General features: G+C 63.7%; 25 protein-coding genes. 14 read left to right on the forward strand and 11 right to left on the reverse strand.

From position 1 onward, the window contains the following. Positions 1–61: 61 nt before the first annotated feature. From rpoB to HZZ16_RS07775, 11 genes are all read right to left on the reverse strand, one after another. Complete coding sequence (gene rpoB / locus HZZ16_RS07725) at positions 62–4,186, reverse strand: DNA-directed RNA polymerase subunit beta (protein ID WP_197947888.1); 4,125 nt, start codon at positions 4,184–4,186, stop codon at positions 62–64. A gap of 480 nt (positions 4,187–4,666) precedes the next feature. Continuing rightward, positions 4,667–5,047 carry a 50S ribosomal protein L7/L12 gene (rplL, locus tag HZZ16_RS07730; RefSeq protein WP_197947889.1) on the reverse strand — a complete coding sequence of 127 codons (381 nt, stop codon included), beginning with the start codon at positions 5,045–5,047 and terminating at the stop codon, positions 4,667–4,669. 54 nt (positions 5,048–5,101) lie between these two features. Beyond that, positions 5,102–5,620, reverse strand: a complete 519-nt coding sequence (gene rplJ / locus HZZ16_RS07735) for a 50S ribosomal protein L10 (protein WP_197947890.1) — start codon at positions 5,618–5,620, stop codon at positions 5,102–5,104. A gap of 589 nt (positions 5,621–6,209) precedes the next feature. Beyond that, on the reverse strand, positions 6,210–7,163 hold the full coding sequence (locus HZZ16_RS07740) for a 2-hydroxyacid dehydrogenase (protein ID WP_197947891.1): 954 nt from the start codon (positions 7,161–7,163) through the stop codon (positions 6,210–6,212). A 96-nt stretch (positions 7,164–7,259) separates the two neighbouring features. Beyond that, positions 7,260–7,952, reverse strand: a complete 693-nt coding sequence (gene rplA, locus HZZ16_RS07745; protein WP_197947892.1) for a 50S ribosomal protein L1 — start codon at positions 7,950–7,952, stop codon at positions 7,260–7,262. A gap of 6 nt (positions 7,953–7,958) precedes the next feature. Then, positions 7,959–8,387, reverse strand: a complete 429-nt coding sequence (gene rplK, locus HZZ16_RS07750; protein ID WP_011088164.1) for a 50S ribosomal protein L11 — start codon at positions 8,385–8,387, stop codon at positions 7,959–7,961. Between the two features lie 224 nt (positions 8,388–8,611). Beyond that, positions 8,612–9,166: a transcription termination/antitermination protein NusG gene (nusG, locus tag HZZ16_RS07755; RefSeq protein WP_018647229.1), complete on the reverse strand. Its 555-nt coding sequence runs from the start codon at positions 9,164–9,166 to the stop codon at positions 8,612–8,614. Next, the gene (gene secE, locus HZZ16_RS07760) at positions 9,166–9,357 is read right to left on the reverse strand and encodes a preprotein translocase subunit SecE (protein ID WP_007611620.1); all 192 of its coding nucleotides are present in this window, start codon (positions 9,355–9,357) and stop codon (positions 9,166–9,168) included. Before secE ends, nusG begins: the two co-directional genes overlap by 1 nt. Positions 9,358–9,686: 329 nt before the next feature. Beyond that, positions 9,687–10,955 carry a class I SAM-dependent methyltransferase gene (locus HZZ16_RS07765; RefSeq protein ID WP_197947893.1) on the reverse strand — a complete coding sequence of 423 codons (1,269 nt, stop codon included), beginning with the start codon at positions 10,953–10,955 and terminating at the stop codon, positions 9,687–9,689. Positions 10,956–11,037: 82 nt separating this feature from the next. Continuing rightward, entirely contained in the window at positions 11,038–12,018 is a 981-nt protein-coding gene (locus tag HZZ16_RS07770) for a lysylphosphatidylglycerol synthase transmembrane domain-containing protein (RefSeq protein ID WP_311973903.1), read from the reverse strand. 48 nt (positions 12,019–12,066) lie between these two features. Beyond that, positions 12,067–12,654 (reverse strand): SIS domain-containing protein, encoded by a 588-nt coding sequence (locus HZZ16_RS07775; protein WP_246509997.1) that lies wholly within the window; start codon positions 12,652–12,654, stop codon positions 12,067–12,069. A gap of 165 nt (positions 12,655–12,819) precedes the next feature. Between HZZ16_RS07775 and HZZ16_RS07780 the strand changes: the two genes are divergently transcribed. The 14 genes from HZZ16_RS07780 to HZZ16_RS07845 all read left to right on the forward strand — a co-directional run bounded on the left by HZZ16_RS07780 (position 12,820) and on the right by HZZ16_RS07845 (position 26,391). Further along, positions 12,820–13,836, forward strand: coding sequence for an SDR family oxidoreductase (locus tag HZZ16_RS07780; RefSeq protein WP_197947895.1), 1,017 nt, complete (start codon positions 12,820–12,822; stop codon positions 13,834–13,836). Positions 13,837–13,923: 87 nt separating this feature from the next. Further along, positions 13,924–15,489 (forward strand): PfkB family carbohydrate kinase, encoded by a 1,566-nt coding sequence (locus HZZ16_RS07785; RefSeq protein WP_197947896.1) that lies wholly within the window; start codon positions 13,924–13,926, stop codon positions 15,487–15,489. 27 nt (positions 15,490–15,516) lie between these two features. Further along, positions 15,517–16,518 carry an NAD-dependent epimerase/dehydratase family protein gene (locus HZZ16_RS07790; RefSeq protein ID WP_197947897.1) on the forward strand — a complete coding sequence of 334 codons (1,002 nt, stop codon included), beginning with the start codon at positions 15,517–15,519 and terminating at the stop codon, positions 16,516–16,518. A gap of 5 nt (positions 16,519–16,523) precedes the next feature. Next, on the forward strand, positions 16,524–17,135 hold the full coding sequence (locus HZZ16_RS07795) for an HAD family hydrolase (RefSeq protein WP_246509999.1): 612 nt from the start codon (positions 16,524–16,526) through the stop codon (positions 17,133–17,135). Continuing rightward, the gene (locus HZZ16_RS07800) at positions 17,132–18,169 is read left to right on the forward strand and encodes a phosphotransferase (RefSeq protein ID WP_197947899.1); all 1,038 of its coding nucleotides are present in this window, start codon (positions 17,132–17,134) and stop codon (positions 18,167–18,169) included. The genes HZZ16_RS07795 and HZZ16_RS07800 overlap by 4 nt, the downstream gene beginning before the upstream one ends. Continuing rightward, entirely contained in the window at positions 18,144–18,992 is an 849-nt protein-coding gene (locus HZZ16_RS07805; RefSeq protein WP_197947900.1) for a transketolase, read from the forward strand. Before HZZ16_RS07800 ends, HZZ16_RS07805 begins: the two co-directional genes overlap by 26 nt. A gap of 10 nt (positions 18,993–19,002) precedes the next feature. Further along, positions 19,003–19,962, forward strand: coding sequence for a transketolase family protein (locus HZZ16_RS07810; RefSeq protein ID WP_197947901.1), 960 nt, complete (start codon positions 19,003–19,005; stop codon positions 19,960–19,962). Positions 19,963–19,970: 8 nt separating this feature from the next. Beyond that, on the forward strand, positions 19,971–21,077 hold the full coding sequence (locus HZZ16_RS07815) for a DegT/DnrJ/EryC1/StrS family aminotransferase (RefSeq protein ID WP_197947902.1): 1,107 nt from the start codon (positions 19,971–19,973) through the stop codon (positions 21,075–21,077). Next, positions 21,067–22,185 carry a DegT/DnrJ/EryC1/StrS family aminotransferase gene (locus HZZ16_RS07820; protein ID WP_197947903.1) on the forward strand — a complete coding sequence of 373 codons (1,119 nt, stop codon included), beginning with the start codon at positions 21,067–21,069 and terminating at the stop codon, positions 22,183–22,185. The genes HZZ16_RS07815 and HZZ16_RS07820 overlap by 11 nt, the downstream gene beginning before the upstream one ends. Continuing rightward, positions 22,182–22,988, forward strand: coding sequence for a sporadic carbohydrate cluster 2OG-Fe(II) oxygenase (locus HZZ16_RS07825; RefSeq protein WP_197947904.1), 807 nt, complete (start codon positions 22,182–22,184; stop codon positions 22,986–22,988). Before HZZ16_RS07820 ends, HZZ16_RS07825 begins: the two co-directional genes overlap by 4 nt. Further along, the gene (locus HZZ16_RS07830; protein WP_036027635.1) at positions 22,981–23,373 is read left to right on the forward strand and encodes an LIC12192 family sporadic carbohydrate cluster protein; all 393 of its coding nucleotides are present in this window, start codon (positions 22,981–22,983) and stop codon (positions 23,371–23,373) included. Before HZZ16_RS07825 ends, HZZ16_RS07830 begins: the two co-directional genes overlap by 8 nt. A gap of 25 nt (positions 23,374–23,398) precedes the next feature. Next, positions 23,399–24,064 (forward strand): class I SAM-dependent methyltransferase, encoded by a 666-nt coding sequence (locus HZZ16_RS07835; RefSeq protein WP_197947905.1) that lies wholly within the window; start codon positions 23,399–23,401, stop codon positions 24,062–24,064. 25 nt (positions 24,065–24,089) lie between these two features. After that, positions 24,090–24,626, forward strand: a complete 537-nt coding sequence (locus tag HZZ16_RS07840) for a WbuC family cupin fold metalloprotein (RefSeq protein WP_246510001.1) — start codon at positions 24,090–24,092, stop codon at positions 24,624–24,626. A 4-nt stretch (positions 24,627–24,630) separates the two neighbouring features. Further along, complete coding sequence (locus HZZ16_RS07845; RefSeq protein WP_197947907.1) at positions 24,631–26,391, forward strand: hypothetical protein; 1,761 nt, start codon at positions 24,631–24,633, stop codon at positions 26,389–26,391. The last annotated feature ends 104 nt before the right edge of the window (positions 26,392–26,495 follow it).

A 26,495-nucleotide genomic window follows, 5' to 3' on the forward strand; every position in this document is an offset into this window, starting at 1 on the left:
CCTCAAGGCCTCGGGCGGGCCGCCGATGCCCGGCCGCGAAGGCCGGGCATGACAGGTCGAATTACTCGGCCGCTTCCGACGTCGGCGCCGGTCCCATCTTGGAGTTGTGCAGGTCGACGTTGAGGCCGAGCGAGCGCATTTCCTTGACCAGCACGTTGAACGATTCCGGAATACCGGCCTCGAACGTGTCATCGCCGCGCACGATCGCCTCGTACACCTTGGTACGGCCGGCGACGTCGTCCGACTTCACCGTCAGCATCTCCTGGAGCGTGTACGCCGCGCCGTAAGCCTCGAGCGCCCACACCTCCATTTCGCCGAAGCGCTGGCCGCCGAACTGCGCCTTGCCGCCCAGCGGCTGCTGGGTGACGAGTGAGTACGGACCGATCGAACGAGCATGGATCTTGTCGTCGACCAGATGGTGCAGCTTGAGCATGTAGATGTAGCCCACCGTCACCTTGCGATCGAACGGATCGCCGGTGCGGCCGTCATAGACGGTCGACTGACCCGAAGCGTCGAGACCGGCAAGCTTCAGCATCTCTTCGATGTCGGCTTCCTTGGCGCCGTCGAACACCGGCGTCGCGATCGGCACGCCGCGGCTGAGGTTATGACCGAGCTCGAGCAGCTCGTTGTCGTTGAGCGACTTGATCGTCTCGTCCTCGCCGTAGACCTTCTTCAAGGTCTCCTTCAGCGGCTTGATATCCTGCCTCGACAAATAGGCATCGACCGTCTGGCCGATACGCTTGCCGAGGCCGGCGCAGGCCCAGCCGAGATGGGTTTCGAGGATCTGTCCGACGTTCATGCGCGAGGGCACGCCGAGCGGATTGAGCACGATGTCGGCATGCGTGCCGTCTTCGAGGAACGGCATGTCCTCGATCGGCACGATCTTCGACACCACGCCCTTGTTGCCGTGGCGGCCGGCCATCTTGTCGCCGGGCTGGATCTTGCGCTTCACCGCGACGAAGACCTTGACCATCTTCATCACGCCGGGCGGCAATTCGTCACCGCGCTGGAGCTTCTCGACCTTGTCGAGGAAGCGCTGTTCCAGCCCCTTCTTCGACTCGTCGTACTGCTTCCGCATGGCCTCGATCTCGGCCATCAGCTTGTCGTTCGGCGAAGCGAACAGCCACCATTGCGACTTCGGGTACTCCTCGAGCACCGCACGGGTGATCTTGGTGTCCTTCTTGAAGCCTTTGGGACCTGCAATGCCCTGTCGCCCCTCGAGCAGCTCGGCAAGACGGTTGTACACGTTGCGGTCCAGGATCGCCTGCTCGTCGTCGCGGTCCTTGGCGAGGCGCTCGATCTCCTCCCGCTCGATCGCCAGCGCACGCTCGTCCTTGTCGACGCCGTGGCGGTTGAACACGCGTACTTCGACGATCGTGCCCTGCACGCCCGGGGGAACGCGCAGCGAGGTGTCGCGGACGTCGGAGGCCTTCTCGCCGAAGATGGCGCGCAGCAGCTTCTCCTCCGGCGTCATCGGGCTTTCGCCCTTCGGCGTGATCTTGCCGACCAGGATGTCGCCGGCGCGCACTTCCGCGCCGATATAGACGATACCGGCTTCGTCGAGGTTCTTCAGCGCTTCTTCCGAGACGTTCGGAATGTCGCGGGTGATTTCCTCAGGTCCGAGCTTGGTGTCGCGGGCCATCACCTCGAACTCCTCGATATGGATCGAGGTGAAGACGTCCTCCTTCACGATCCGCTCGGAGAGCAGGATCGAGTCTTCGAAGTTGTAGCCGTTCCACGGCATGAACGCGACCAGCACGTTGCGGCCGAGCGCGAGCTCGCCGAGATCGGTCGAGGGACCGTCGGCGATGATGTCGCCCTTCTTGACGATGTCGCCGACCTTCACCAGCGGACGCTGATTGATGCAGGTCGACTGGTTGGAGCGCTGGTACTTCATGAGGCGGTAGATATCGACGCCCGACTTGGTCGGATCGAGATCTTCCGTGGCGCGGATGACGACGCGGGTCGCGTCGATCTGGTCGATCACGCCCGAACGGCGCGCCGCGATCGCAGCGCCCGAGTCACGGGCAACCACGCCCTCCATGCCGGTGCCGACGAACGGCGCCTCGGCGCGAACCAGCGGCACCGCCTGGCGCTGCATGTTCGAGCCCATCAGCGCGCGGTTGGCGTCGTCGTTCTCGAGGAACGGGATCAGCGCCGCGGCGACCGAAACGAGCTGCTTCGGCGACACGTCCATGTAGTCGACCTTGTCGGGCGTCATCGGCACGACGTCGCGGGTCCCGCTCGAACGGCAGACCACGAGGTCTTCGGTGAAGCGTCCCTTGGCGTCGACCGGCACGTTGGCCTGGGCCACGGAATAGCGCCCTTCCTCCATCGCCGACAGGTACACGACCTCGTCGGTGACACGACCATCCTTGACCTTGCGATACGGTGTCTCGACGAAGCCGTACTTGTTCACGCGCGCGAAGGTCGCGAGCGAGTTGATCAGGCCGATGTTCGGACCTTCCGGCGTCTCGATGGGGCAGATGCGGCCGTAATGCGTCGGATGCACGTCGCGCACCTCGAAGCCGGCGCGCTCGCGGGTCAGACCGCCCGGTCCGAGCGCCGAGAGGCGGCGCTTGTGGGTGATCTCGCTGAGCGGGTTGGTCTGGTCCATGAACTGCGAGAGCTGCGAGGAGCCGAAGAACTCGCGCACCGCGGCGGCCGCCGGCTTGGCGTTGATCAGGTCCTGCGGCATGACCGTGTCGATGTCGACCGAGGACATGCGCTCCTTGATCGCGCGCTCCATGCGCAACAGGCCGATGCGGTACTGGTTTTCCATGAGCTCGCCGACCGAACGCACACGGCGGTTGCCGAGATGGTCGATGTCGTCGATCTCGCCCTTGCCGTCGCGCAGATCCACCAGCGTCTTGATGACGGCGAGGATGTCCTCCTTGCGCAGCGTGCGCTGGGTATCGGGCGCGTCGAGGTCGAGGCGCATGTTCATCTTGACGCGGCCGACCGCAGAGAGGTCGTAGCGCTCGGCGTCGAAGAACAGCGACTGGAACATGGCCTGCGCCGATTCCAGCGTCGGCGGCTCGCCCGGCCGCATCACGCGGTAGATGTCGAACAGCGCGTCCTCGCGCGTCATGTTCTTGTCGGCCGAGAGCGTGTTGCGGATGTAGGGGCCGACATTGACGTGGTCGATGTCGAGCAGCGGCAGCTCCTTGTAGCCCTGCTCGTTGAGCGCCTTCATCAGCTTGTCGGTGATCTCCTCACCGGCCTCGGCGTGGATCTCACCGGTCTTCGGATTGACGAGGTCCTCGGCGACGTAATTGCCGACCAGCTCCTCGTCGGCCATGCGCAGCGCCTTCAGCCCCTTCTCCTGGAGCTGGCGGGCGGCGCGGACGGTGAGCTTCTTGCCCGCCTCGAGCACGACCTTGCCGGTGTCGGCATCGATCAGGTCGTTGACCGTGGAGTAGCCGCGGAAGCGGTTGGCGTCGAACGGAACGCGCCAGCCTTCCTTGGTCCGCTTGTAGAGAATCTTCTTGTAGAACGTGGACAGGATCGCCTCGCCGTCGAGGCCGAGGGCGAACATCAGCGACGTCACCGGAATCTTGCGGCGACGGTCGATACGCGCATAGACGATGTCCTTCGCGTCGAACTCGATGTCGAGCCAGGAGCCGCGATACGGGATGACGCGAGCGGCGAACAGCAGCTTGCCCGAGGAATGGGTCTTGCCCTTGTCGTGGTCGAAGAACACGCCGGGCGAACGGTGCATCTGCGAGACGATGACGCGCTCGGTGCCGTTGACGATGAAGGTGCCGTTCATCGTCATGAGCGGGATGTCGCCCATGTAGACGTCCTGCTCCTTGATGTCCTTCACCGACTTCGCGCCGGTTTCCTCGTCGATATCGAACACGATGAGGCGCAGCGTCACCTTGAGGGGCGCAGCGAACGTCATGCCGCGCTGGCGGCACTCGTCGACGTCGTATTTCGGCTGCTCGAACTCGTAGCGGACGAATTCCAGCATCGAGGTGCCCGAGAAGTCGGAGATCGGAAACACCGAGCGGAACACCGCCTGCAGACCCTCGTCGAGACGTCCGCCCTGGGGTTCGTCCACCATCAGGAACTGGTCATAGGACGCCTTCTGAACCTCGATGAGGTTCGGCATCTCGGCGACTTCCTTGATGTGTCCGAAGAACTTGCGAACGCGTTTGCGACCGGTGAATGTCTGCTGCGCCATCGTGGCCTCTCATTTTCGTCGCCCGCCCTGGGCGAACCGTCCGGAACGCGGCTGCCACCGCTTTCCGGGTTGAATTTTTGAACCCGTCTTGGGGACCGGAGACGCAATTTCAGGTGCCGATGTCCTGAATCTGTTCTTCAGACCTTCAAAACGCAAAACGACGCGCGGGGCGCAGATGCGCGCCCGCCCGTCACAACGATCATCTTCACGGACTGCAAAAGCCCGAAATAGCCTGCTCTCCCAACGGCTTACAGGGAAATCCGGCATCCCTGCCCACCGCGCTTTCGTGCTGCCGACCCGATATGGGGCGACAATAGTGCAGATTCGAGGGTCAAACCCTCAAATCCCCACACTTTTTCGTGTTTGGCCTGCGTCGGATCGTTCCGTCGCACGCCTTTTGCATCCGGTCCGCCATCTCGAAGGGGACCAGGATCCCGGGCAGAGCCGTTGCCCGCCCGGGACCTCGCCAGTAAGCCGCGCTTACTTGAGCTCGACCTTGGCGCCAGCCTTCTCGAGCTGGGCCTTGATCTTGTCGGCTTCTTCCTTGTTCACGCCTTCCTTCAGCGGCTTCGGAGCACCCTCGACGAGGTCCTTTGCTTCCTTCAGGCCGAGACCGGTGATGGCGCGGACTTCCTTGATGACCTCGATCTTCTTGTCGCCGGCGCTGGCGAGAACGACCGTGAACTCGGTCTTCTCTTCCGCCGGAGCGGCAGCACCGCCACCACCAGCGGCCGGGCCGGCCACGGCGACAGCCGCGGCAGCCGAAACGCCCCACTTCTCTTCGAGGAGTTTCGCGAGTTCGGCAGCTTCGAGCACGGTCAGGCTCGAGAGGTCATCAACGATCTTTTGCAGGTCAGCCATTGTTCAGTTTCCTTGAGTGTAAGTCTGGTTCGGGTTTGAGTTTTGCGAAGGGCGTCAGGCCGCTTCGCCCTTTGAGGCATGAGCCTGGATGACGCGCGCGAGCTTGCCCGCGGGCGCGTTGGCGAGCTGGGCCAGCTTGGTCGCCGGGGCCACGATGAGGCCGACGATCTTGCCGCGCAGTTCGTCAAGCGACGGCAACGAGGCAAGCGCCTTCACGCCGTCGACATTCAGGACGGTCTTGCCCATCGAGCCGCCGACGATGACGAACTTTTCGTTCGCCTTGGCGAATTCGATGGCGACCTTTGGCGCCGCTACCGGATCGCTCGAAGTCGCGATCACGGTCGGCCCCTTCAGCATGGGGCCAATGGCAACGACGTCAGTGCCTTCAAGAGCAATTTTGGCGAGACGGTTCTTCGAGACCTTCACCGAGGCGCCAGCCTGCTTCATCTGCTTGCGCAGGGTCTGCATCTGGGCAACGGTCAGGCCGGAATATTGAGCAACGATCGCGACGCTCGTGGTCTTGAAGACCTCGTTGAGCTGTTCGACCGCTTCTTTTTTTGCCGCTCGTTCCACAGCAAGCTCTCTCCGGTTGGCGGTCATCGCGAGAAGCGGGACCGCCGGGTTGCACCCATCGTCCCGCCCAAACCTGAACCTCCGGGCCAAAAACCCATCGGACACGCCGGGCAAGACGACAATTCAAAGCCTGCCCTCCGGGAGCCCTTGAGGGGCCCACGGCGTGTCGAGGTCCGAACCAGACCCGTTTCGCAAAGCCCAGCCCTTAAAACTGGATGCGAAGTGAAAATCCGGTCTTCACCCGTCTATGCAGGCCATGCGATTAAGCCATTGAGGAATCGAAATTCCCCGCGGGCGCCTGCAGTCTTGGACAGGACGAGGCCAGCCGGCGAACCGCCCGACCTCTGCCCGCATCCCTGCCAAAACGACGGGCTTTCCTTCCTTTTCGGGCAAATCCTCGCGGACGTCCTGAAAAGGAATGATCTCCTGTCGTATCGGGTTTTCGGAATGCGTGCACGAACGCGCCAGCCGAGGCCGGTACGTCCGGAGGCGGTTCTTTAACCGCTCGGAGCCTGCTTGCCAAGAGCAAAATTCACACCAGTTCCAGTCGATTGCCCGCCGGGCTTGAGATGGCCCACCAAGGACCGATTCAGGCCGATTTGACGGCGTAAGGCAGCGGCTTGCCCTCGAAGAACGCCGTCAGGTTGGCCAGCACGCAGCTCTGCATGGCGACATGCGAATCCAGGGTGTGGCCGCCGATATGCGGGGCGAGCACGACGTTGGGAAGTGCCGTTAGCGCGTCCGGGGCGTGCGGTTCCTTCTCGAAGACGTCTAGGCCCGCGCCCGCGATGGTCTTGTCGGCGAGCGCCGCGACCAGGGCATTCTGGTCGATAACCGAGCCGCGGGAGATGTTGACGACATAGCCGTCCGCACCGAGGCGCTTGAGGATATCGGCGTTGACAACATGTTGGGTCTCAGCCCCTGCCCGCACCGCGATCATCAGCACGCTGCACCAGTCGGCGAGCGCCGCCAGCGAGGGGAAATATTCATAAGGCAGATCGTATTTGGTGCGGCTGAAATAGCCGACCTCGCTCTCGAAGGCGGCGCAGCGCGCGGCGATCTTGCGGCCGATCTCGCCCATGCCGTAGATGCCGATACGGCGGCCGGGCATGCCGGCCTGGGGCCGCATCATCGGCGATTGTTTCGAGGCCGCCCAATCGCCGCTGCGGACATATTGGTCGGCCACCAAAATCCGCCGCGTCGTCGCCAGCATCAGGGTCATCGCGATGTCTGCGACGGAAGCCGCATTGGCACCCGGACTGTGGCCGACCGCGATGTTCCGGCTGGCCGCCGCCTTTATGTCGACGCCGTCATAACCGGTGCCGTAGCAGACGATAGCGCCGAGCTTCGGAAACAGGTCCATCGCCTCCGCACCGAGTGGCGAACCGCCCGCGGTGAGCAGTGCGCGGATGCCGTTGAGCTCCTCGGCCGGAAACACCTCGCGCGCGGGCTTGCCGCCGGTATCGAGCAGCTCGAACCGCTCGGCGAAGCGGGCCATCATCGACTTGGGAAAGCGCGAGTAAATCAGGACCTTGTCAGTCATTGTTTTTGTCTTTGTTGCCGGAGAGCGCCGCCACAAACGACGAGGGGCGGAATCGGTCGCCCGATTCCGCCCCCCGCCTCATGCAATTTCCAAACCTCAGCCGAGAATGGTGCCCGGCTCGACCTTCACGCCCGGGCCCATCGTCGAGGACACCGCAACGCGCTGGATGTAGGTGCCCTTCGAGCCAGCCGGCTTCGCCTTGGAGACCGCGTCAGCCAGAGCCTTGATGTTCTCGACCAGTTTTTCCTCGGAGAACGAGGCCTTGCCGACGCCGGCCTGCAGGATGCCGGCCTTCTCGACGCGGAACTCGACCGAGCCGCCCTTGGCGCCCTTCACCGCACCGGTGACGTCCATGGTCACGGTACCGATCTTCGGGTTCGGCATCAGGCCGCGCGGGCCGAGCACCTTACCGAGGCGGCCGACCAGCGGCATCATGTCGGGGGTGGCGATACAGCGGTCGAAATCGATCGTGCCGTTCTGCACCTTCTCGACCAGGTCCTCGGCGCCGACGACGTCGGCACCGGCGGCCCTGGCTTCATCGGCCTTGGCACCGCGGGCGAACACGCCGACGCGCAGCGTACGGCCGGTGCCGTTCGGCAGGGTCACCACGCCGCGGACCATCTGGTCGGCGTGACGCGGGTCGACGCCGAGATTGATCGCGACCTCGATGGTCTCGTCAAACTTCGCTTTCGCGCGTTCCTTGACCATCTTGATGGCGTCCGCGAGCGGGTAAAGCTTTTCACGGTCAATGCCTTCGCGGGCTTTGTTCAAACGCTTTCCGATTGCCATGGCCGCTTACCCCGCAACTTCCAGACCCATCGAACGGGCCGAGCCCTCGACCATCTTCATGGCCGATTCGATGGTGTCGCAATTCAAGTCCTTCATCTTCTTCTCGGCGATCTCGCGCACCTGCGCCTTGGTCACCTTGCCGGCCTTGTCACGGCCTGGCGCCTTCGAGCCGGACTGGATCTTGGCGGCCTGCTTGAGGAAGTAGGACATCGGCGGCGTCTTCATCTCGAAGGTGAAGGAACGGTCCGCATAGATGGTGATGATCACCGGGATCGGGGTGTTCTTCTCTTCCTTCTGGGTCTGGGCGTTGAACGCCTTGCAGAACTCCATGATGTTGAGACCGCGCTGACCGAGCGCGGGACCGATCGGGGGCGAAGGATTCGCCGCACCGGCCGGGACCTGAAGCTTCAGGTATCCGGTCACTTTCTTTGCCATGTATCACTCCTGTTGTGCCGGCATGTCGCCGGCGGTTTCAGGTTCGTGGTCTGGGTCGGATGCGGCTGGCAACCGCCCCTCCCTCCCACGGCCTCTCCTGGAGACGTTCCCGCCTCCACTCCTCTCGTCATGCCCGGACTTGATCCGGGCATCCATCACTCTTCGCAAAGCATTCTTGCGAAGCAGATGGATTGCCGGGTCAAGCCCGGCAATGACGACTCGGGTCAGACCTTCTCGACCTGACCGAATTCCAGTTCGACCGGCGTGGCGCGGCCGAAGATCGACACGGCGACCTTCACGCGCGAGCGCGCCTCATCGATCTCCTCGACCACACCCGAGAACGAGGCGAACGGGCCGTCGGCCACGCGCACGTTCTCGCCGATCTCGAACGACACCGACGCCTTCGGCCGCTCCACGCCCTCCTGGACCTGGTGCAGGATGCGCATGGCCTCGGCTTCCGAGATCGGCATCGGCTTGTTTTCCGCGCCGAGGAAGCCCGTGACCTTCGGCGTGTTCTTGATCAGATGGAACGCCTCGTCGGTCAGCTTCATCTTCACCAGCACGTAGCCGGGGAAGAACTTGCGCTCGGCGTCGATCTTGCGGCCGCGGCGCACTTCCGTGACCTTCTCGGTCGGAACCAGCACCAGTTCGAACAGCTCCTCGAGCCCGCGCTGCTTGGCCTGCTCGCGGATCGATTCGGCGACCTTCTTCTCGAAGTTCGAATAGGCGTGGACGATGTACCAGCGCTTGTCGGACACTTGAGCGGTTGCTGTTGCCATCAGTGAATGCCCAGGAGGAAGGTGATGAGGTAGCGGATGATCTGGTCGGCGGCGAAGAAGAAGATCGAGGCCACCGCGACCATGACGAACACCATGATGGTGGTGATCGTGGTCTCGCGGCGGGTCGGCCAGGTGACCTTGGCAGTCTCCGAGCGCACTTCCTGCAAGAACTTGAACGGGCTGACTGCCATCGTTTGAGGTCCAGCGTCCGTCGACAGACGCAAATGAATTTCAGGGATCCGAACAGCCGCCGTTGGCCCAGCCCTCTGTCTCGAAGGATGAGCCGGAAACCGGGCTCGATTGTTCGGGGATTTCAAGGCCGCGCCGGAAATCCGCGTCTAACGGGCCGGCTGCGAGTGCGGGGTATCTACTGCGGATGGGACCAAAGGTCAAGGTATAGAGAGGTCGCGCCGGCAGGCCGCCCTTCCCCGGACGCCCGTGCAGAAGCCATGTGGATCAAGGACTTGTCGACCGCCCGGAACGCGCCATCCCAGGGAAGGCCATCGGGAGCCCGGCACCGTCAGTCGGCCCGGTCGACCATGGAAATCCCCGGCAGCGGCACCACGAACTTCCCGCCTTCGGCGAAATAGCGGGCGTGCTTGGCCCGGATCGGGTCGACATAACGCCAGGCGAAGACCACGACGAAAGCGGGCTTGCGCTCGTAGAGGGCGGCAGGCGGCAGGATGGGGATGTCATAGCCGGGACCGGCCATCACCTTCCCCTTGTTGGGATCGTCGTCCACCAGGAAGTCGATCTTGTTCTCCAGGCCGAACTGCGGCAGCAACGTCGTGGTGCCCACGGAGACGCCATAGCCGGCGACCAGCTGACCGCGCGCATGGGCGGCATCGGCCATTGCGACCAATTCGTCACGGATGGCGGCGATCCTCTTCACATAGGGCGCATAATAGGCCGGCTGGTCGACACCGAGCCGTTCCTCTTCGGCAACGAAACGCGCGACCTCGGCCGACGGTTTCTTGGCGCCGCCGGCGCGCTGCACGGTCACGCGGATCGAGCCGCCCTTGGTCCAGATGTGCTGGACGTCGATCAGCTCCATGCCCAGCCGGGCGAAGAAACGGATCAGTGGCTTGATGTTAAAATACGACAGATGCTCGTGATAGACCGTATCGAGCAGGTTCTTCTCGGTGACGTCGACGCCGTATTGCGTTTCGAAGACGAACAATCCGTCCGGCCCGAGCACGTCGCGAACCCCGATCACCAGCGGATCGAGATTGTCGACATTGGCGATCATGTTGTTGGCGATCACGACGCTCGCCGCGCCATGGCTCTGCAGGATGCGGCGACCGATGGCATCGGTGAAGAAATCGCCGATGGTCTCGATGCCCGCCTCCGTGGCGCGCCGCGCGATGTCGACGGCGGGATCGACGCCCAGCACCCGCATGCCGCGCTCCTTGAAAAAGCCGAGCAGCGATCCGTCATTGCTGCCGAGCTCGACCACCAGCGAACCCGGCGCGATGCCGAAACGGCTGACGACGTCGTCGGCATAACCGGCGAAATGCTCGCGCAGGCCGAGCGAGAGCGAGGTGGTATAGACGTAGTTTCGGTACTGAATCTCCGGATTGCCGACATGGAGAATCTGGAGGTGACCGCAATCCCGGCACAGGTGCAGCGCCATCGGTACCGCAGCCCGGAAGACGGGATCGTCGACGCTGGCGTTCGGCACCTGGAAGTTCGGCGTGCCGATCGGCATGCCCGCCATCGGGACGACCAGCTCTTGCTTGTCGGAATGGCAGAGGCGGCAGGTATTGCGGACGTAGAACAGGTTTTTCATCGTGCAACCGAAGAATGAGATACGCGCGCGAGTGAGATAATCCCACTCTGTGAAGACCAGATCGGCAACGGGCTCAAGCGGGTCATGGGTGGCTCGAGGCCTCGTTGCCCAGCCCATAGCTGGGCGCGTCGTCCGCTGCCTTGGCCACCTTGTCGGCCGAATACGAGCCGCGCTCCGGACTTGCCAGCCAGATTACGCCACCGACGAGCCCGATGATCACGCTGATCGCGCCCAGCAGGAGCGATACGGACAGCGCCTCCTCGGACGGCACACCCGCCAGACCCAGGCAGGCGACCATCGCTCCCTCGCGAACGCCCCAGCCGCTGATCGAGATGGGGACGGCCGTCAACAGCACCACCGGCGGAATCAGGATGGCGGCGTCGAGGACAGAGAGCTGCGCTCCGACACCGCGCGCCAAGGCGTAGCAGGCCGTGGCGGTGACGAGATGGATGAGGAGCGCCGATCCGAACAGGAGCGCACGATGATCGGACTGCAGGAGCAAGAACCTGACCAGCGTTCCAAACCGCACGAAGCTCGCGATCGCGGGAAGCGCGATGAAACGCTTCGGCAGACGGTCGAGCGTCAACAGGACCAGCGTGCCGGCGACGCCGGCCACCGTCAGTCCGCCGATCGCCAGGATCGCGGCATGATTCGACACGCGTGACAGCAGAAACGGCAATCCGGCCACCATCAGCACGATCAGTCCGATCAACGCCGTGAAGCGGTCAGCCGCCACCCCCTTGACCGCCTCCGGCCACTGCACGCCGCGTTGGCGCAGCAGCCACATCCGCACCGCATCGCCGCCGACCGACGACGGCAACACCTGATTGAACCAGAGGCTGATCATGAGGATCCGCCAGCCCGCGAGCCAATCCAGCGACACGCCGAGCGCGCGCATGATCAGCTCCCACCGGCCGTTGAGCAGGAAGGTCTGAAAGAAGATCAGCCCAAGCGCGACGACGAACAGGACCGGATCGACCGAGACGAGATGGTCGCGCAACTGGCGCAGGTCGAGACCGCGCGCAATGTAGACCAGCACGGCGATCGACAGCAGCAGCTTCACCGAAAACAGGGCCGCATGCTTGAATCGCGACTGCATCGGATGCCCGCCTCAGGACGCAGGATATTCCGCACGACCAATGACGAGGTCGATTGCGGCCATCATCCAGAACTGGTGCGTGGTCTCGACAATGTTGTAGCTGCGGCTGTCTACCCAGAAATTGACGTCACCGAGATTGCGCAGCGGATTGTCGGCGTTCATGCCCGACAACGTGATCACGTCGAGCTTCATCTTGCGCGCCTGCGCGACCGCGTTGAGGATATTCTTCGAACGCCCCGACGAGCTGATCGCGACGAGGCAATCGCCGGCGCGCGCATTCAGCCGCACGGCGTGGGCGATCCAGTCCTCGAATCCGTAATCGTTGGCAAGGCACGACATCATGCTCGCATCGCTGAAACAGAGTGCAGGCACCGACGCATTCTTCGCCAGATCGATCGCCAGATGCGAGGCAATCCCGGCCGATCCGCCGTTGCCAATGAAGATGACGCGGCCGCCCTGCTCGCGCGTGCGCAACCAGGACGCGCGCGTCGCGGAGATCCTCGCAAAAATACCGTCGTCGACCGCCGTCGCGCGATGCAGGCGTCCCACGTAATCATCGAGGAAGGCTTTGTGCTCGGGATCGACGGATTCGGCAGGCATGGGCTGGCGGCTCGATTGCAACATCACGGGGTGATACCGGCTATTACCAAGGATTGCAAAGGTATAATACTTGCAAAGTTTGCGAGCGGCTGATAGTCGGCTTTCGGGTTTCACTCAACATTGGCGGGCCTATTTCGCTGGGCATTCGCGTCACGGATGTTCCCCATGAAATGCATCGTTACTGGCGGCGCCGGTTTCATTGGAAGTCACCTCGTCGATCGCCTGCTCGATGACGGCCACGAGGTCACCGCGCTCGATGATTTCGTAATCGGACGCGCCGAAAACCTCGCCGCGCGCGCCGGTTCAAGCCAGTTGAAGGTCGTGCGGGCGGACGTCACCGATCTCGACGCGATCAAACCGTATTTCCACGGGGTGGATTGGGTGTTCCATCTCGCCGCGCTGGCGGACATCGTTCCCTCGATCGAGTCGCCGATTCCCTATCATCGCGCCAATGTCGACGGCACGGTCAACGTTCTCGAGGCGGCGCGGCACGCGGGCGCCAAGCGCTTCATCTATGCGGCTTCCTCCTCCTGTTACGGCATTCCGGATGTTTATCCCACGCCGGAGAGTGCCGAGATCCGGCCGATGTATCCCTATGCGCTCACCAAGAATCTCGGCGAGCAATGCGTCATGCACTGGTGCCAGGTCTACAAGCTGCCCGCCGTGGCGCTGCGCCTGTTCAACGTGTTCGGACCGCGCCATCGCACCACCGGCACCTACGGTGCCGTGTTCGGCGTGTTCATGGCACAGAAGCTCGCGGGCAAGCCCTTCACGGTGGTCGGCGACGGCGAGCAGACGCGCGACTTCACCTTCGTCAGCGACGTCGCCGATGCCTTCGTGACCGCCGCGCGCTCCGATGTCTCACACGAGATCTTCAATGTCGGCTCGGACAACACCTACAGCGTGAACCGCCTGGTCGAGCTCCTCGGCGGCGACAAGGTCCACATTCCCAAGCGTCCCGGCGAGCCCGATTGCACCTACGCCGACATCAGCAAGATCAAGCGCATCCTGAAATGGGCGCCGAAGGTGAAGTTCGAGGACGGCGTCGCGACGATGTTGAAATCGATGGACCAGTACAAGGACGCTCCGCTCTGGACGGTGGACAAGATCGCTGACGCCACCAAGGACTGGTTCAAATATCTCGGTGACAACGGGGTCACCCCGCAGAAGGCAAGCCGTTGAGCAGATTCGTTCATCCCCAAATTTTGCCGCCAGCCGATCACGTCCGGGCCGGCCAACTGAGACCGACCGGCGCCTTGGGTCATTCACATGGGTAATGCTGCGACAGAGAGGCCGGCCGGCCATCCGGCACCGCACGAGAAGATCAAGACGATCGAGGAACTCGGCGAGATTGCGCGCGCCGCACAGGCTAAGGGCCTGACCGTTGCGCTCTGCCACGGCGTGTTCGATCTGGTGCATCTCGGTCACGTCCGGCACATCCTGGCAGCCCGCAACGAGGCCGACGTCGTCATGGTGACCATCACCGCCGACCGTTACGTCAACAAAGGCCCGGGACGACCGATCTTTCCGGAGAACATGCGCGCCGAGATGCTGGCCGCACTCGGCACGGTCGACTGGGTCGGCATCAATCAGACCTCCAGCGCCGAGCCGGTCCTCGATACCGTGCGCCCCGACATCTACGTGAAGGGCTCGGACTACGAGAATCCCGAGGATGACGTTACCGGCAAGATCGCGGTGGAGCGCGAGGCGGTCGAGCGTCACGGCGGGCGAATCGTCTTCACGCGCGACGTGACGTTCAGCTCGTCGTCGCTGCTGAACCGCTATTTCGACATCTACGATCCCCCCTTGCGCGACTACCTCCAGAAGGTGCGCGATGGCGGCGGCGCCGAACGCCTGCTGAAACTGATCGACAAGATCCAGGACATGCACGTCGTGCTGGTCGGCGACACCATCATCGACGAATACCAATACGTCACGGCGCTCGGAAAGGCCTCCAAGGAGAACATCGTCGCGACCCTTTTCAAGAATGGCGAGCAGTTTGCCGGCGGGGTCATTGCCGCGGCCAATCACGTCGCGAGCTTCTGCAAGTCGGTCGAGATCGTCACGACGCTGGGTGGCAACGACTACCCCGAAGAGTTCATTCGAGCGCATGTCCGCCCGAACGTCACGCTCACGCCGATCCGCGTTCAGGGCCGTCCGACCACCCGCAAGCTGCGGTACGTCGAGATGGGCTATCTGCACAAGCTGTTCGAAGTCTACACGATGGACGACACGCCGCTCGACGAGGCCGCGCGCACGGAGATCGACCGCGTCACCGCCGAGCGCGTCCGCGGGGCCGACGTCGTCATCGTCACCGATTTCGGTCACGGCATGATCGCATCCAGCACGATCGACGCCCTGATCGCGAATTCCAAGTTCCTGGCCGTCAATGCCCAGAGCAACAGCGGCAACCACGGCTACAACCTGATCACGAAGTATCCGCGGGCCGATTACATCTGCATCGACGCACCGGAAGCGCGGCTGGCGGCCACAGACAAGTTCAACGAGATCGCATCGGTGATCCAGGACGGCCTGCATCGCAAGATCGATTGCGACAACATGATCATCACGCACGGCTCCTTCGGCTGCTACCCCTTCTCGTCGAAGACCGGCGTTGCGCGCGTCCCCGCTTTCACCAAGACCGTCGTCGACACCGTCGGTGCGGGCGATGCCTTCCTGACGATCACGGCGCCGCTGGTGGCGGCCGGCGGCAACATCGAGGACGTCGCCTTCATCGGCAATGCGGCGGGCGCGATCAAGGTCGGCATCGTCGGTCACCGCAACTCGGTCGAGAAGCCGCCGCTGGTCAAGTTCGTCACCGCGTTGTTGAAGTAGCGCGATCGAAGAATCCGGAGAACGACAGTGATTGATCGGAAATGGAATGTGATGGTCACCGGTGGCGCCGGCTATGTCGGCAGCGTGCTGGTTCCGCAATTGCTTGCCGCGGGCCACAAGGTCACCGTGCTCGACTTGTTCATGTATGGCGAGGACGTCTTCGACGCCGTTCGTGACAATGCGAACCTCCGCCTGATCAAGGGCGACATCCGCGATGAGGCCGCCGTCAACGAGGCCCTGCGCGGCAACAACGCGGTGATCCACCTCGCCTGCATCTCCAACGATCCCTCGTTCGAGCTGGATCCGGCGCTCGGCAAGTCCATCAACTACGATTGCTTCCGTCCGATGGTGCGCGCCGCGAAGAAGGCGGGTGTCGAGCGCTTCATCTACGCCTCCTCGTCGAGCGTCTACGGCATCAAGGACGAGGCCGAGGTGACCGAGGAGCTGTCCTGCGAGCCGCTCACCGACTACTCCAAGTTCAAGGCGATGTGCGAGACCGATCTTGCCGACGAGGCCGCGTCCGGCTTCGTCACCTGCACCGTTCGCCCCGCCACCGTCTGCGGCTACGCTCCGCGGCAGCGGCTCGACGTCGTCGTCAACATCCTGACCAATCTCGCCGTCAACACCGGCCGCATCCGCGTGTTCGGCGGAACGCAGAAGCGGCCCAATCTGCACATCCAGGACATGACGGCGGCCTATCTGTTCCTGCTGCAGCAGGATGATGCGAAGATCGACGGCAAGACCTACAACATCGGCTACGAAAACCACTCGCTGATGAAGATCGCCGACATCGTCAAATCGGTGGTCGGCAACAATGTCGACGTGGCCGTCGAGCCGACCGACGATCTCCGTTCCTACCACGTGTCGTCGGAGAAGATCCGCCGCGAGCTCGGGTTTGCGCCGACGCACACGATCGAGCAGGCCGTGTCCGGCCTAGTAGACGCCTTCAAGGCGGGCCGCCTGCCGAACTCGCTCAACGATCCCAGGTATTTCAACATCAAGATGATGCAGAACATCAGCCTGAAGTGAGCGGCGTGCGGATCGGCATCGATTTCGACAACACGATCATCTGCTACGACAAGGTCTTTGCCGCCGCCGCGCGCCAGCGCGGGCTGGTGCCGGAAGGCTGGGACGGGCTGAAGACCGACGTGCGGGATTTCTTGCGATCCCGCGCCGGCGGCGAGCTTGCCTGGCAAGGGCTGCAGGGCTTCGTCTACGGCAAGGGAATCGGCGGCGCCGAGATCAACCCTGGCGTCCGCGAGTTCCTTGCCGCGTGCCGCAAGGCCGGTGCGAGCGTCCATATCGTCAGCCACAAGACGCAGTTCGGCCATCAGGATCCCGATCGGGTCGACTTGCGCGAGGCTGCGCGTGGCTGGCTGAAGAGCGCGGGCCTCATCGACACCGCCGACGCCGCGATCTCGGCGGGCAATGTCTATTTCGAGGACACGCTGGCGGCCAAGGTCGAGCGATTGGCGAGCCTGCAGCTCGACGTCTTCATTGACGATCTCGTCGACGTGTTCGAGCAGCCGCATTTTCCGAGGGCGACGCGATCGATCCTGTTCACGCAGTCGCGACCGCCGCATCCCGCGCATTGCGAGCCGCTCGCGACCTGGGCCGATATCCACCGCGGAGTGTTCGGCGCATGAGCCAGCCGGACATCAGCGTACAGGATGCGGTTTCGATCGGCGGCCGCCTCTCCGGGGCGCGGGTCGCGGCGGCGCAACCGGCGCGGGCCGGCGGCAACAACCGGGTGTTTCGGCTGGAGATGGCGGAAGGCCCGCCCCTCGCTCTCAAGCACTATCCGTCCGACGGACGTGATCGCCTGGGACAGGAATATGACGCGCTTTCGTTTCTCTCGCGCCACGGCATCAATGCGACGCCGCGGCCGATCGCAAAAGATCCGGCCGCGTTCTGTGCGCTGTATCAATGGTTCGACGGTGACCCCGCGGTCCTGCATCCGCAGCCCGACGACGCCGACCGGTTGGCCGATTTCCTGATCGAGCTGCAAAAGCTGCGCGACGCTGAAGGCGCGCGGACTCTGCGGAATGCGTCAGCCAGCATCTTTTCGCCCGAGGCAGCCATCGCCCAGTACGAGCAACGCCTCGACGGACTGAGGCGGGCTTCGGATGATCATCCGGATCTGCGCGCGTTCATTGATGGCAGCCTGGTTCCCACCGCTGCCATCGCGATCCGGCAACTCCGACGACGTTATGCGGAACGGGGCCTGGATCCCGCCGCGGACCTCGCGCCCGCCCAACGCGCGTTGAGCCCGTCGGATTTCGGACTGCACAACGCATTGCGTACCGACGACGGCAAATTGCGCTTCGTCGACTTCGAGTATTTCGGCTGGGACGACCCGGTCAAGCTCGTGTCCGACACCGCGATTCACCCCGGCAGCGGTCTGCCCGAGGCCGATGCGAACCGATTGATCGAGCGATTCTCGCGCGCCTTCGCGGCTGGGGATGACGCGTTTGCGGTCCGCCTTGACGTACTGTATCCTGTGTTCGGGGCGATTTGGTGCCTGATTGTCCTGAATGCCTATCTGCCGGAAAGCCGCTCCCGGCGTGCCCTGGCTGCGCAAGGTGGCGATCTGACGGTCCGCCTTGCCGGCCAGCTCGACAAAGCCCGTCGGCTCCACCAAACGATTTGCCAACGTGATCCAGATCTCACCCCACGCTGAAGCTGCTCTCACCTGCACGCTGGACGAGCGCAGCCTTTATTTGCGCCGCCTGGTCCTCGGTTCTGTCCGCTCCGCAGGACGCGGCCATGTCGGGCCTGCCCTGTCGCTGATCGAGATGGTCCGCGTGCTCTACGACGACGTGTTGCGGATCGACCCGAAGAACCCGGGCGATCCCGATCGCGACCGCGCCATCCTAAGCAAGGGACACGGATGTCTGGCGCTCTATGCGCTATTGGCCGACCGCGGCTTCTTCCCGCTGTCGGAGCTGGACGGCTTTTGCGGTCCCGACAGCATTCTGGGCGGACATCCCGAATACGGCATGGTGCCCGGCGTCGAGGCCTCGACCGGCGCGCTCGGACATGGCCTCTCGATCGGCGTCGGCCTTGCGCTCGCCGCCCGCATGCGCGAGCGCAGCTACCGCACCTTCGTGCTGCTCGGCGACGGCGAGATCAACGAGGGATCGGTGTGGGAAGCGGCGATGGGCGCGGCCAAGCACGGCCTCGACAACCTCGTCGCGCTGATCGATTACAACAAGCTGCAGAGCTACGGCCCAACCGACTACGTGCTGCCGCTGGAGCCACTCGCGGACAAGTGGCGCAGCTTCGGCTTCGCGGTGCAGGAGGTCAACGGCCACGACGTCGGCGCGCTGCGCACGGTCCTGAAGCAGCTTCCGGCCGTTGCGGGCAAGCCCACCGCCATCATCTGCCATACCGTCAAAGGCAAGGGTCTTCCGGCTGCGGAATCCAATGCCGATTGGCATCACAAGAACAAGCTGACCGACAGCGAGCTCGAGGCCATTCGCGTCGCCGTCGGCGATTTTTGATCGGCTCCCCATGCGCAACACCGCGATGAATATGGTCCACAAGCTCGCCGCGCGCGACGAGCGTGTGCTCTACATCGGCTCCGACCCCGGCGCCGGCACGCTGCGCGCGATGAGTGAGGAATTCCCCAAGCGCCATCTAATCGAGGGCATCTCGGAAGCGCATATCATCGGCATGTCGGCCGGTCTCGCGATGGAGGGCTTCGTGCCCTACGTCAACACCATTGCGACCTTCCTCACCCGCCGCTGCTACGAGCAAGTGGCAGTCGATCTCTGCCTGCACAATCTGCCGGTGCGGCTGATCGCCAATGGCGGTGGCCTGGTCTATGCGCCGCTCGGTCCCACGCACCAGGCGATAGAAGATATCGCCATCATGCGGGCGCTGCCGAACATGACGGTGATCTGCCCGTGCGACGCCGACGAGGCCGCGCGCATGATGGAGCAGACGCTGGATTGGAAGGGTCCGATCTACATCCGGCTCGGCAAGGGCGGCGATGCCATCGTGTCCAGGGCCGAGCACGGCTTTGAGATCGGCAAAGCCATCCTGATGCGGCCGCCCGGCGACGTTCTCATGGTGACCACCGGCATCATGCTGCAGCGGGCGCTGGCTGCAGCCGACCTGCTGGCCGCGCAAGGCATTCGCGCCGGCATCCTGCACATGCACACCGTGAAACCGCTCGACACCGCCGCGCTGCTGCAGGCGATCCGCGGCACCAGGCTCGTTGCGACGCTGGAGGAGCACGTGCCCTCCGGCGGCCTCGGCAGCGCAGTCGCGGAGGCGCTGATCGACAAGCTCGGCTCCGGTTTTCCTGCGATGCTGCGGCTGTCGCTGCCGGACCGCTTCATGCACAATTACGGTTCGCAGGATTCGCTGCTGAAGAAACACGGGCTCTCCGCCAACGCCATTGCGACCTCGATCGAGCATGCTCTCGCGGCGTCGCGTCCCCCCTCTCCTCAACTTCATTCCACCTGACGGGTCACATGTACGACGTTCGATATTCCTATCTGCTCGAGCAATTCGCGGATCCCGCACCCATCCTCGCCGAGATCGGCCGGCTGGTAGCGACCGGTGACTTCACCCTTGGCAAGCCCGTTGCCGAATTCGAGAAACGCTTTGCCGAATTGATCGGCGTCCGTCACGCCATCGGCGTCGGATCCGGCACCGATGCGCTCAAGCTGCCGCTCAAGGCGCTCGGCATCGGGCATGGCGATGAGGTCATCACCGCCGCGAACACCTTCATCGCCACGGTCGGCGCGATCGCGGAAACCGGCGCGACGCCGGTGCTGGTCGATTGCGACGATTCCTTCTGCATGAACGTGGACCAGGTCGAGGCTGCGATCACCAAGAAGACCAAGGCGATCATGCCGGTCCAGCTGACCGGCGAGGTCACCGACATGGGCAAGCTGATGCCGATCGCGCAGCGCCACAACCTGCCTGTGGTCGAGGATGCCTGCCAGGGCATCCTGTCGGAGTTTGCGGGAAAACGCTCCGGTACCCACGGTATCGCGGCCGGCTTCTCGCTGCATCCGCTCAAGAACCTCAACGTCTGGGGCGACGCCGGCGTCGTCGTCACCAATGACGACGACATGAACGAAAAGCTCCGCCTGATCCGCAACCACGGCATGAAGAACCGCGACGAGATCGCGATTCTCGGCTGCAACTCGCGGCTCGATTCCTTGCAGGCCGTGGTCGGCAACTGGCTGATCGGCCAGACCAGCGAGATCACGCGCCGCAGAATCGAAAATGCGGCCTATTACGATGCGGGTCTCGCCGGCGTGCCCGGCCTGCGCATCCCGCCGCGCCGTCCCAACGTGAAGCACGTCTATCATCTCTACATGGTGTTCGCCGATCGTCGCGACGAGCTCTACAAATATTGCCTGGACAGCGGCATCGAGGCCAAGATCCACTATCCGATCCCGCTGTATCAGCAGGAAGGCTTGAAGCATCTCGGCTACGCGCCCGGCACGTTCCCGGTCACCGACCGCCATGCCAAGGAAGTCATCAGCTTCCCCGTCGACCAGCATCTGACGCGCGCCCAGCAAGACCGCGTCATCGAGACCGTCAGGAAGTTCTGCCATGGACGCTGACACCGGCCGCCGGCGCATCGGTTACGTCAATCTTCCCGCGCAGTTCGAGGAAGAGCGCGCCGAGATCATGCAGGCGGTCGAGGGCGTGTTCCAGCGCGGCGATTTCATCGGCGGGGCGGCGGTTGCCAAGCTCGAGGAGGAATTGTCCGCCTATCTCGGCTCGCCGCACGTCGTGACGCTGAACTCGGGCACCGACGCGCTGATCCTTGCCATGCGGGCGCTCGACATCGGTCCCGGCGACGAGGTGATCACGCCGCCGAATTCGTTCGTGGCATCGACCGCGGCGATCATCGCGGTCGGCGCCACGCCGGTGTTTGCCGACGTGCTGCCGGACCAGAACATCGACCCCGCCGCGGTCGAAGCCGCCGTCACGCCGCGGACCAAGGCGATCATGCCGGTGCATCTGACCGGACGCATGGCCGACATGGCTCCGCTGATGGCAATCGCTGCCAAGCACGCGCTCGCCGTGATCGAGGACAGCGCCCAGGCGGTCGGCTCGAGCTACGACGGCCGCATGAGCGGCACCATCGGCACGTTCGGCTGCTTCTCCGCCCACCCCTTGAAGAATCTCAATGCCGCGGGCGATGCCGGCTTCCTCGTCACCGCCGACGCCGAGCTTGCCGCAAGAATCCGACGGCTGCGCAATCACGGCCTGATCAACCGCAGCGATGTCCAGGAATGGGGGATCGTGTCGCGGCTCGACACGCTGCAGGCCGAGGTGCTGCGCATTCGCCTGCGTCATCTGCCCTCGGTGATCGAACGCCGGCGGCGCAACGCCGCGCAATACCGCGCCGAGCTCGCCGGCCTGCCCCTGTTCATTCCGCCCTGCCGGAACATCGAGTTCAACACCTTCCACACCTTCGTGGTGCAGACCGAACGTCGCAACGACTTCCAGAAATATCTTGCCGAGAAGGGCATCGAGACCGCGATCCACTATCCGGTCCCGATCCACCTGCAGCCGGCAGCGGCGCATCTCGGCCACGGCCGCGGCGCGTTCCCGGTGACGGAACGGCAGGCGGACCAGATCCTCACGCTTCCCATCAACCAGTTCCTGTCGGCCGCCGACATCAGCTATATTTGCGCGACCGCCCGGGAGTATTTTGCATGACGGACACGGACTTCCTGCACGCCGACGAGCAGGCGCTGGCGCAACGCTTCATCGACGATGGCTTCGTCACCACCCCGGCCGACGATCGCGCCGGGCTCGACCGGATCCAGCGCCGTGCCGCCGAGCTCGCGGCCGACTACCTGAAGCTGCCGCACGGCAACGATCCCTACGCGATGCTCGACACCATCCACACGCGGGTGAGCGTGGATGATCTCAACGGCCTGCGGCTGCATGTCTTCAACGGCCTCAACGCCGAGCCCTGGTTCCGGCCGACCTATTTCCGCCTGGCGCGCTCGACGATCGAGACCATCGTCGGCAACGAGCTCTGCATGCAGCGCCGCGTCAATCTCAGCATCCAGCTTCCCGGCGACAGCTCCTCGCTGCTCGCCACCCATTCCGACGTCTGGTCGGGCGACTCGCCGTTCGAGGTCGTGGTTTGGGTGCCCCTTGTCGACGTCCACCGCACCAAATCGATGTATCTGCTGCCGCCGTCCCTGAACGGCGAGATGCAGGACCGCATGGCGGCCTTGCGCAGCGCCGAAGAGCTGTACAAGACCATCAAGCCGCACGCGACCTTCATCGAGATCCCCTACGGTCACGTCATGCTGTTCAACCAGACCCTGATGCACGGCAATCGCGTCAACGAGGAAGCCGGCACGCGCTGGAGCATGAATTGCCGCTTCAAGAGCATCATGTCGCCCTACGCGGACAAGCGCTTCGGCGAGTTCTTCGAGCCGATCCTGCTGCGCCCCGCAACCCGGGTCGGGATGCAGTACAAGCTGCCGGGAGGCTTCCATGGCTGAGCGAGCCGGCCACCGCGGCTATATCGGCGCCCGGCCGCTGAACGGCAGCCGCACCCCCCAGCACGTCCAGAACATCGTGATCCGCGACTATGCGCGGCGCAAGAACCTGCACTATCTATTGAGCGCCGCCGAGCACACCATGCCCGGCAGCTACATGGTGCTGGAAGACATCCTGGACGAGCTGCCGCAGCTGCGTGGGCTAATTCTCTACAGCATCTTCATGCTGCCGCCCGACGAGGCTCGGCGGCGGCAGATCTACGACCGCGTGCTGCGCGAGGGCTGCGACCTCCACGCCGCGGTCGAGGAGATCACGCTGGCGTCGCAGAAGGATATCCAGGCCGTCGAGGACATCCTGCTCGTCAACAAGTTCGCAACCATCCTGTGACGATGCCGCGGAGCAGTTGGCCCCCATGACCGAGATCAACCTGCTCCAGCCGATGCACGCATCGACGAAGCGGGATTACGTCCAGCGCGTGGTCGAGCACGACAAGGCGGAATCCGCCACTGTGGCGCGGCAATGGGGACGCGACTATTGGGACGGCGACCGGCGCTACGGCTACGGCGGCTATCGCTATGACGGACGGTGGCGCCCGCTGGCCCAGACCCTGATCGATCGCTACGACATCAAGCCGGGCATGAGCGTGCTCGACGTCGGCTGCGGCAAGGGCTACCTACTCTACGAGTTCACCCAGCTCGTGCCCGATCTCACGATCGCCGGCATCGACATCTCCGAGTACGGCATCGCCAACGCCAAGGAGGAGGTGCGGCCGCATTTGAGGGTCGGCAGCGCCGTCGAGCTCCCCTACCCCGACCACAGCTTCGATCTCGTCGTCTCGCTCGGCGTGCTGCACAACCTTCCGCTCGAGGACGTGTTCCGAGCGGTGCCCGAGATCGAGCGGGTCGGACGCGGCACCTCGAAATATCTGATGGTCGAATCCTTCCGCAACGAGCGCGAGAAGGCCAATCTGCTCTACTGGCAGCTCACCTGCCTGAGCTTCCACGGCCCGCAAACGTGGGCCTGGATCTACGACAAATGCGGGTATCGGGGCGACCATGGGTTCATCTTCTTCGAATGAGGCAGGCCTGCGCCGGACGACCTCGATGCGCGCGCAAAATCCGGAAGTGTACTATTCGGACGATGCCATCGTCACCGCCGATGACGCCACGATCGCGGAGCTGAAGCGCATCGCCGCCGGCAACCCACGTCTGCGCAGCCGGCTTTGCACGCATCCCGATCCCTCGTCCGGACTGCACGAGATGCTGATCGTGCATCATCGCGAAGCTTACGTGCGGCCGCACAAGCACCTCGGCAAGCCTGAATCGTTCTACGTGATCGAGGGCACCGCGCAGGTCGTGATCTTCGAGGACGACGGCCGCATTCGCGAGGTGCTCGAGATGGCGCCCTACGGTCAGGGCAAGCGCTGCTACTATCGCATGCCGGAACAGGTCTTCCACTCAATCCTGATCACCTCGGAATGGCTGGTGTTCCACGAAACCACTGCCGGCCCGTTCGACCCCTCCCGCACCGTCTTTCCCGACTGGGCACCCGACGGCAGCGACGCCGCCGAAGTGCGCGACTACGTCACGCAGATCGCCGGGCTCGCCATCGAACATCAAGGCCGCGATGCGAGGGCCTGAGGCCATGATCGAGCCGGCCAGTCCCAACGGCTTCCGTTGGAAGACGAGCCCACGCGCCGCGCTTTCTGACATGCGCGAGCGAATGGGTATCGGATATGTCTGGGTCGGTGCGATTCTCGCCCTTGGTGCGAGCTTGCCTGCACTGTTCGCACGCGAGGTCTTCGGCGACGATTGGAGCGTTTACTACACCTACTGGACTGAAGGCCTCCCCGGACTTTTCCGCGTGCTGTGGGAAGCGGCCCATGCCGGCTTCATCGTGCCGATGTCGCTTTTCGTCGTTCTCGTGCCCGACATGCCGGACGTCGCTGCGCGGTTCGCAGGTCTGGGATGCCACCTCGCCAACGGCGTGTTGCTCTACTCCATCCTCAACAGGTCACCACACACGAAGCCGATCGCGGCACTCTTCGCGGCTCTCTTCCTGCTCAGCCCGTTCTATGTCATTCGCCTCACGCAGAACGCCGTCTATGACGTCCTTCTGCTTTTCTATTTGTTGTCTTACGAATTGACCTACTCGAAAGTCCGGGCGCTTCGGTGGGCCGCGCCGTTCTGCCTGCTCTTCTCGTTGTCGCTGGAGACCTTGATCGCCCTCGAGCCACTCCGGGTGGTGCTGGCCCGATCTCCCGGCGAACGCTGGACGCGGACACTCGTGCGACTCGTTCCATTCTGGCTGGCCGTCGCGACCATCATCGTGCTGCGGCTGACGATTTTGGGAAAGAGCGGTCATTATGCCGGACAATATGGTTTCGTGTCCGACCTCATCGTCATACGCAAAGCGCTAGCAGCCCATTTCATGGCCTTCCGGAGCGGGCTCGCATACGCCTATTCCCGCGGCTTCGCGCTTCTCGGAAGTTCCATTTCCACAGCACTGACATTGGCCGCCATGGTCGGCTCCGTTCTGCTCGCTACGAGCGCATTGTGGACACCCTGGCTGCTGAGGAGCTTTGTCTCGTCCATCAATGCGATGCTGCTGCTGGTCTTGGGAACCGCAATCGCCGTCCTCGGTGCAATGCCTTACGCAGTTGCCGGACTTTATGGCGACGTGATGCGGGGGGAATCGAGACTGCTCTTTCCCTCGCAGTTCGGCATTTTGATGCTGATGGCAACGGTCATCCAGGCGATTCCGGGAGCGCGATTGCGCGCGGGTTTGGCGGGCGGCCTGCTCACCGTCTTCGCGCTGTCCATGGCTCAGGATTCCAAATGGCTTCTGTACGATGGGCTGATCAACTCGGATCTTCAGCGGCAGGTTCGGGCAGCTTTACTTGCTGATCCGGAACCAAAGGTCGTGAAGCTCCAGATAGAAAACAGCCACATGATCGCGTATCGCTCCCGCTGCCTTGGCGCCAGTGACATGAACGTCGCTCAGACGACGCTACGCGATGAAAGTCGACAGCGGTCCTTCGTGTACACAGATTACTGCGGAGATTTTGACAGCTCTGGCGCTGTCCAGCGTGGCGAATGCACGGTGTCCTACCTCGAGTTTTTTCCCTGCCCGCCGCGCCGAGAGACCTGGCGCTATCGCGCTGCGCCAGGAATTCCGCCGCCCGACCGCCTCAGATTCTTCGAACTCATGAAGGCCGTCCTTGAGGATGCGCCATCGGCCACGCAAGGTCGCGGCGAGCTGATGCAGCTGAAAGACGATCTACCGATTCCCTTGGCAAGAGCGGAATACCGGCCACCTTGCGGCCGGCCAGGAGTACGTGGAGCCGCCTGGCTGCTGGCGTTACCCGCGCCAGCCTGCGAAGATTCGGCCTCAGGGGGGCGATAGGCCCATTGCGTCGCTCAGACTATGGCCCCCTTGATCGTCCTCACCGGTTTCCCCGAAAACGGACCAATTGGATTCGAGCCATTCCGCCCATTCTCGCCAAAACT

It is taken from the genome of Bradyrhizobium glycinis, from assembly GCF_016031655.1.
In the GTDB taxonomy this organism is placed as follows: Bacteria; Pseudomonadota; Alphaproteobacteria; order Rhizobiales; family Xanthobacteraceae; genus Bradyrhizobium; species Bradyrhizobium glycinis.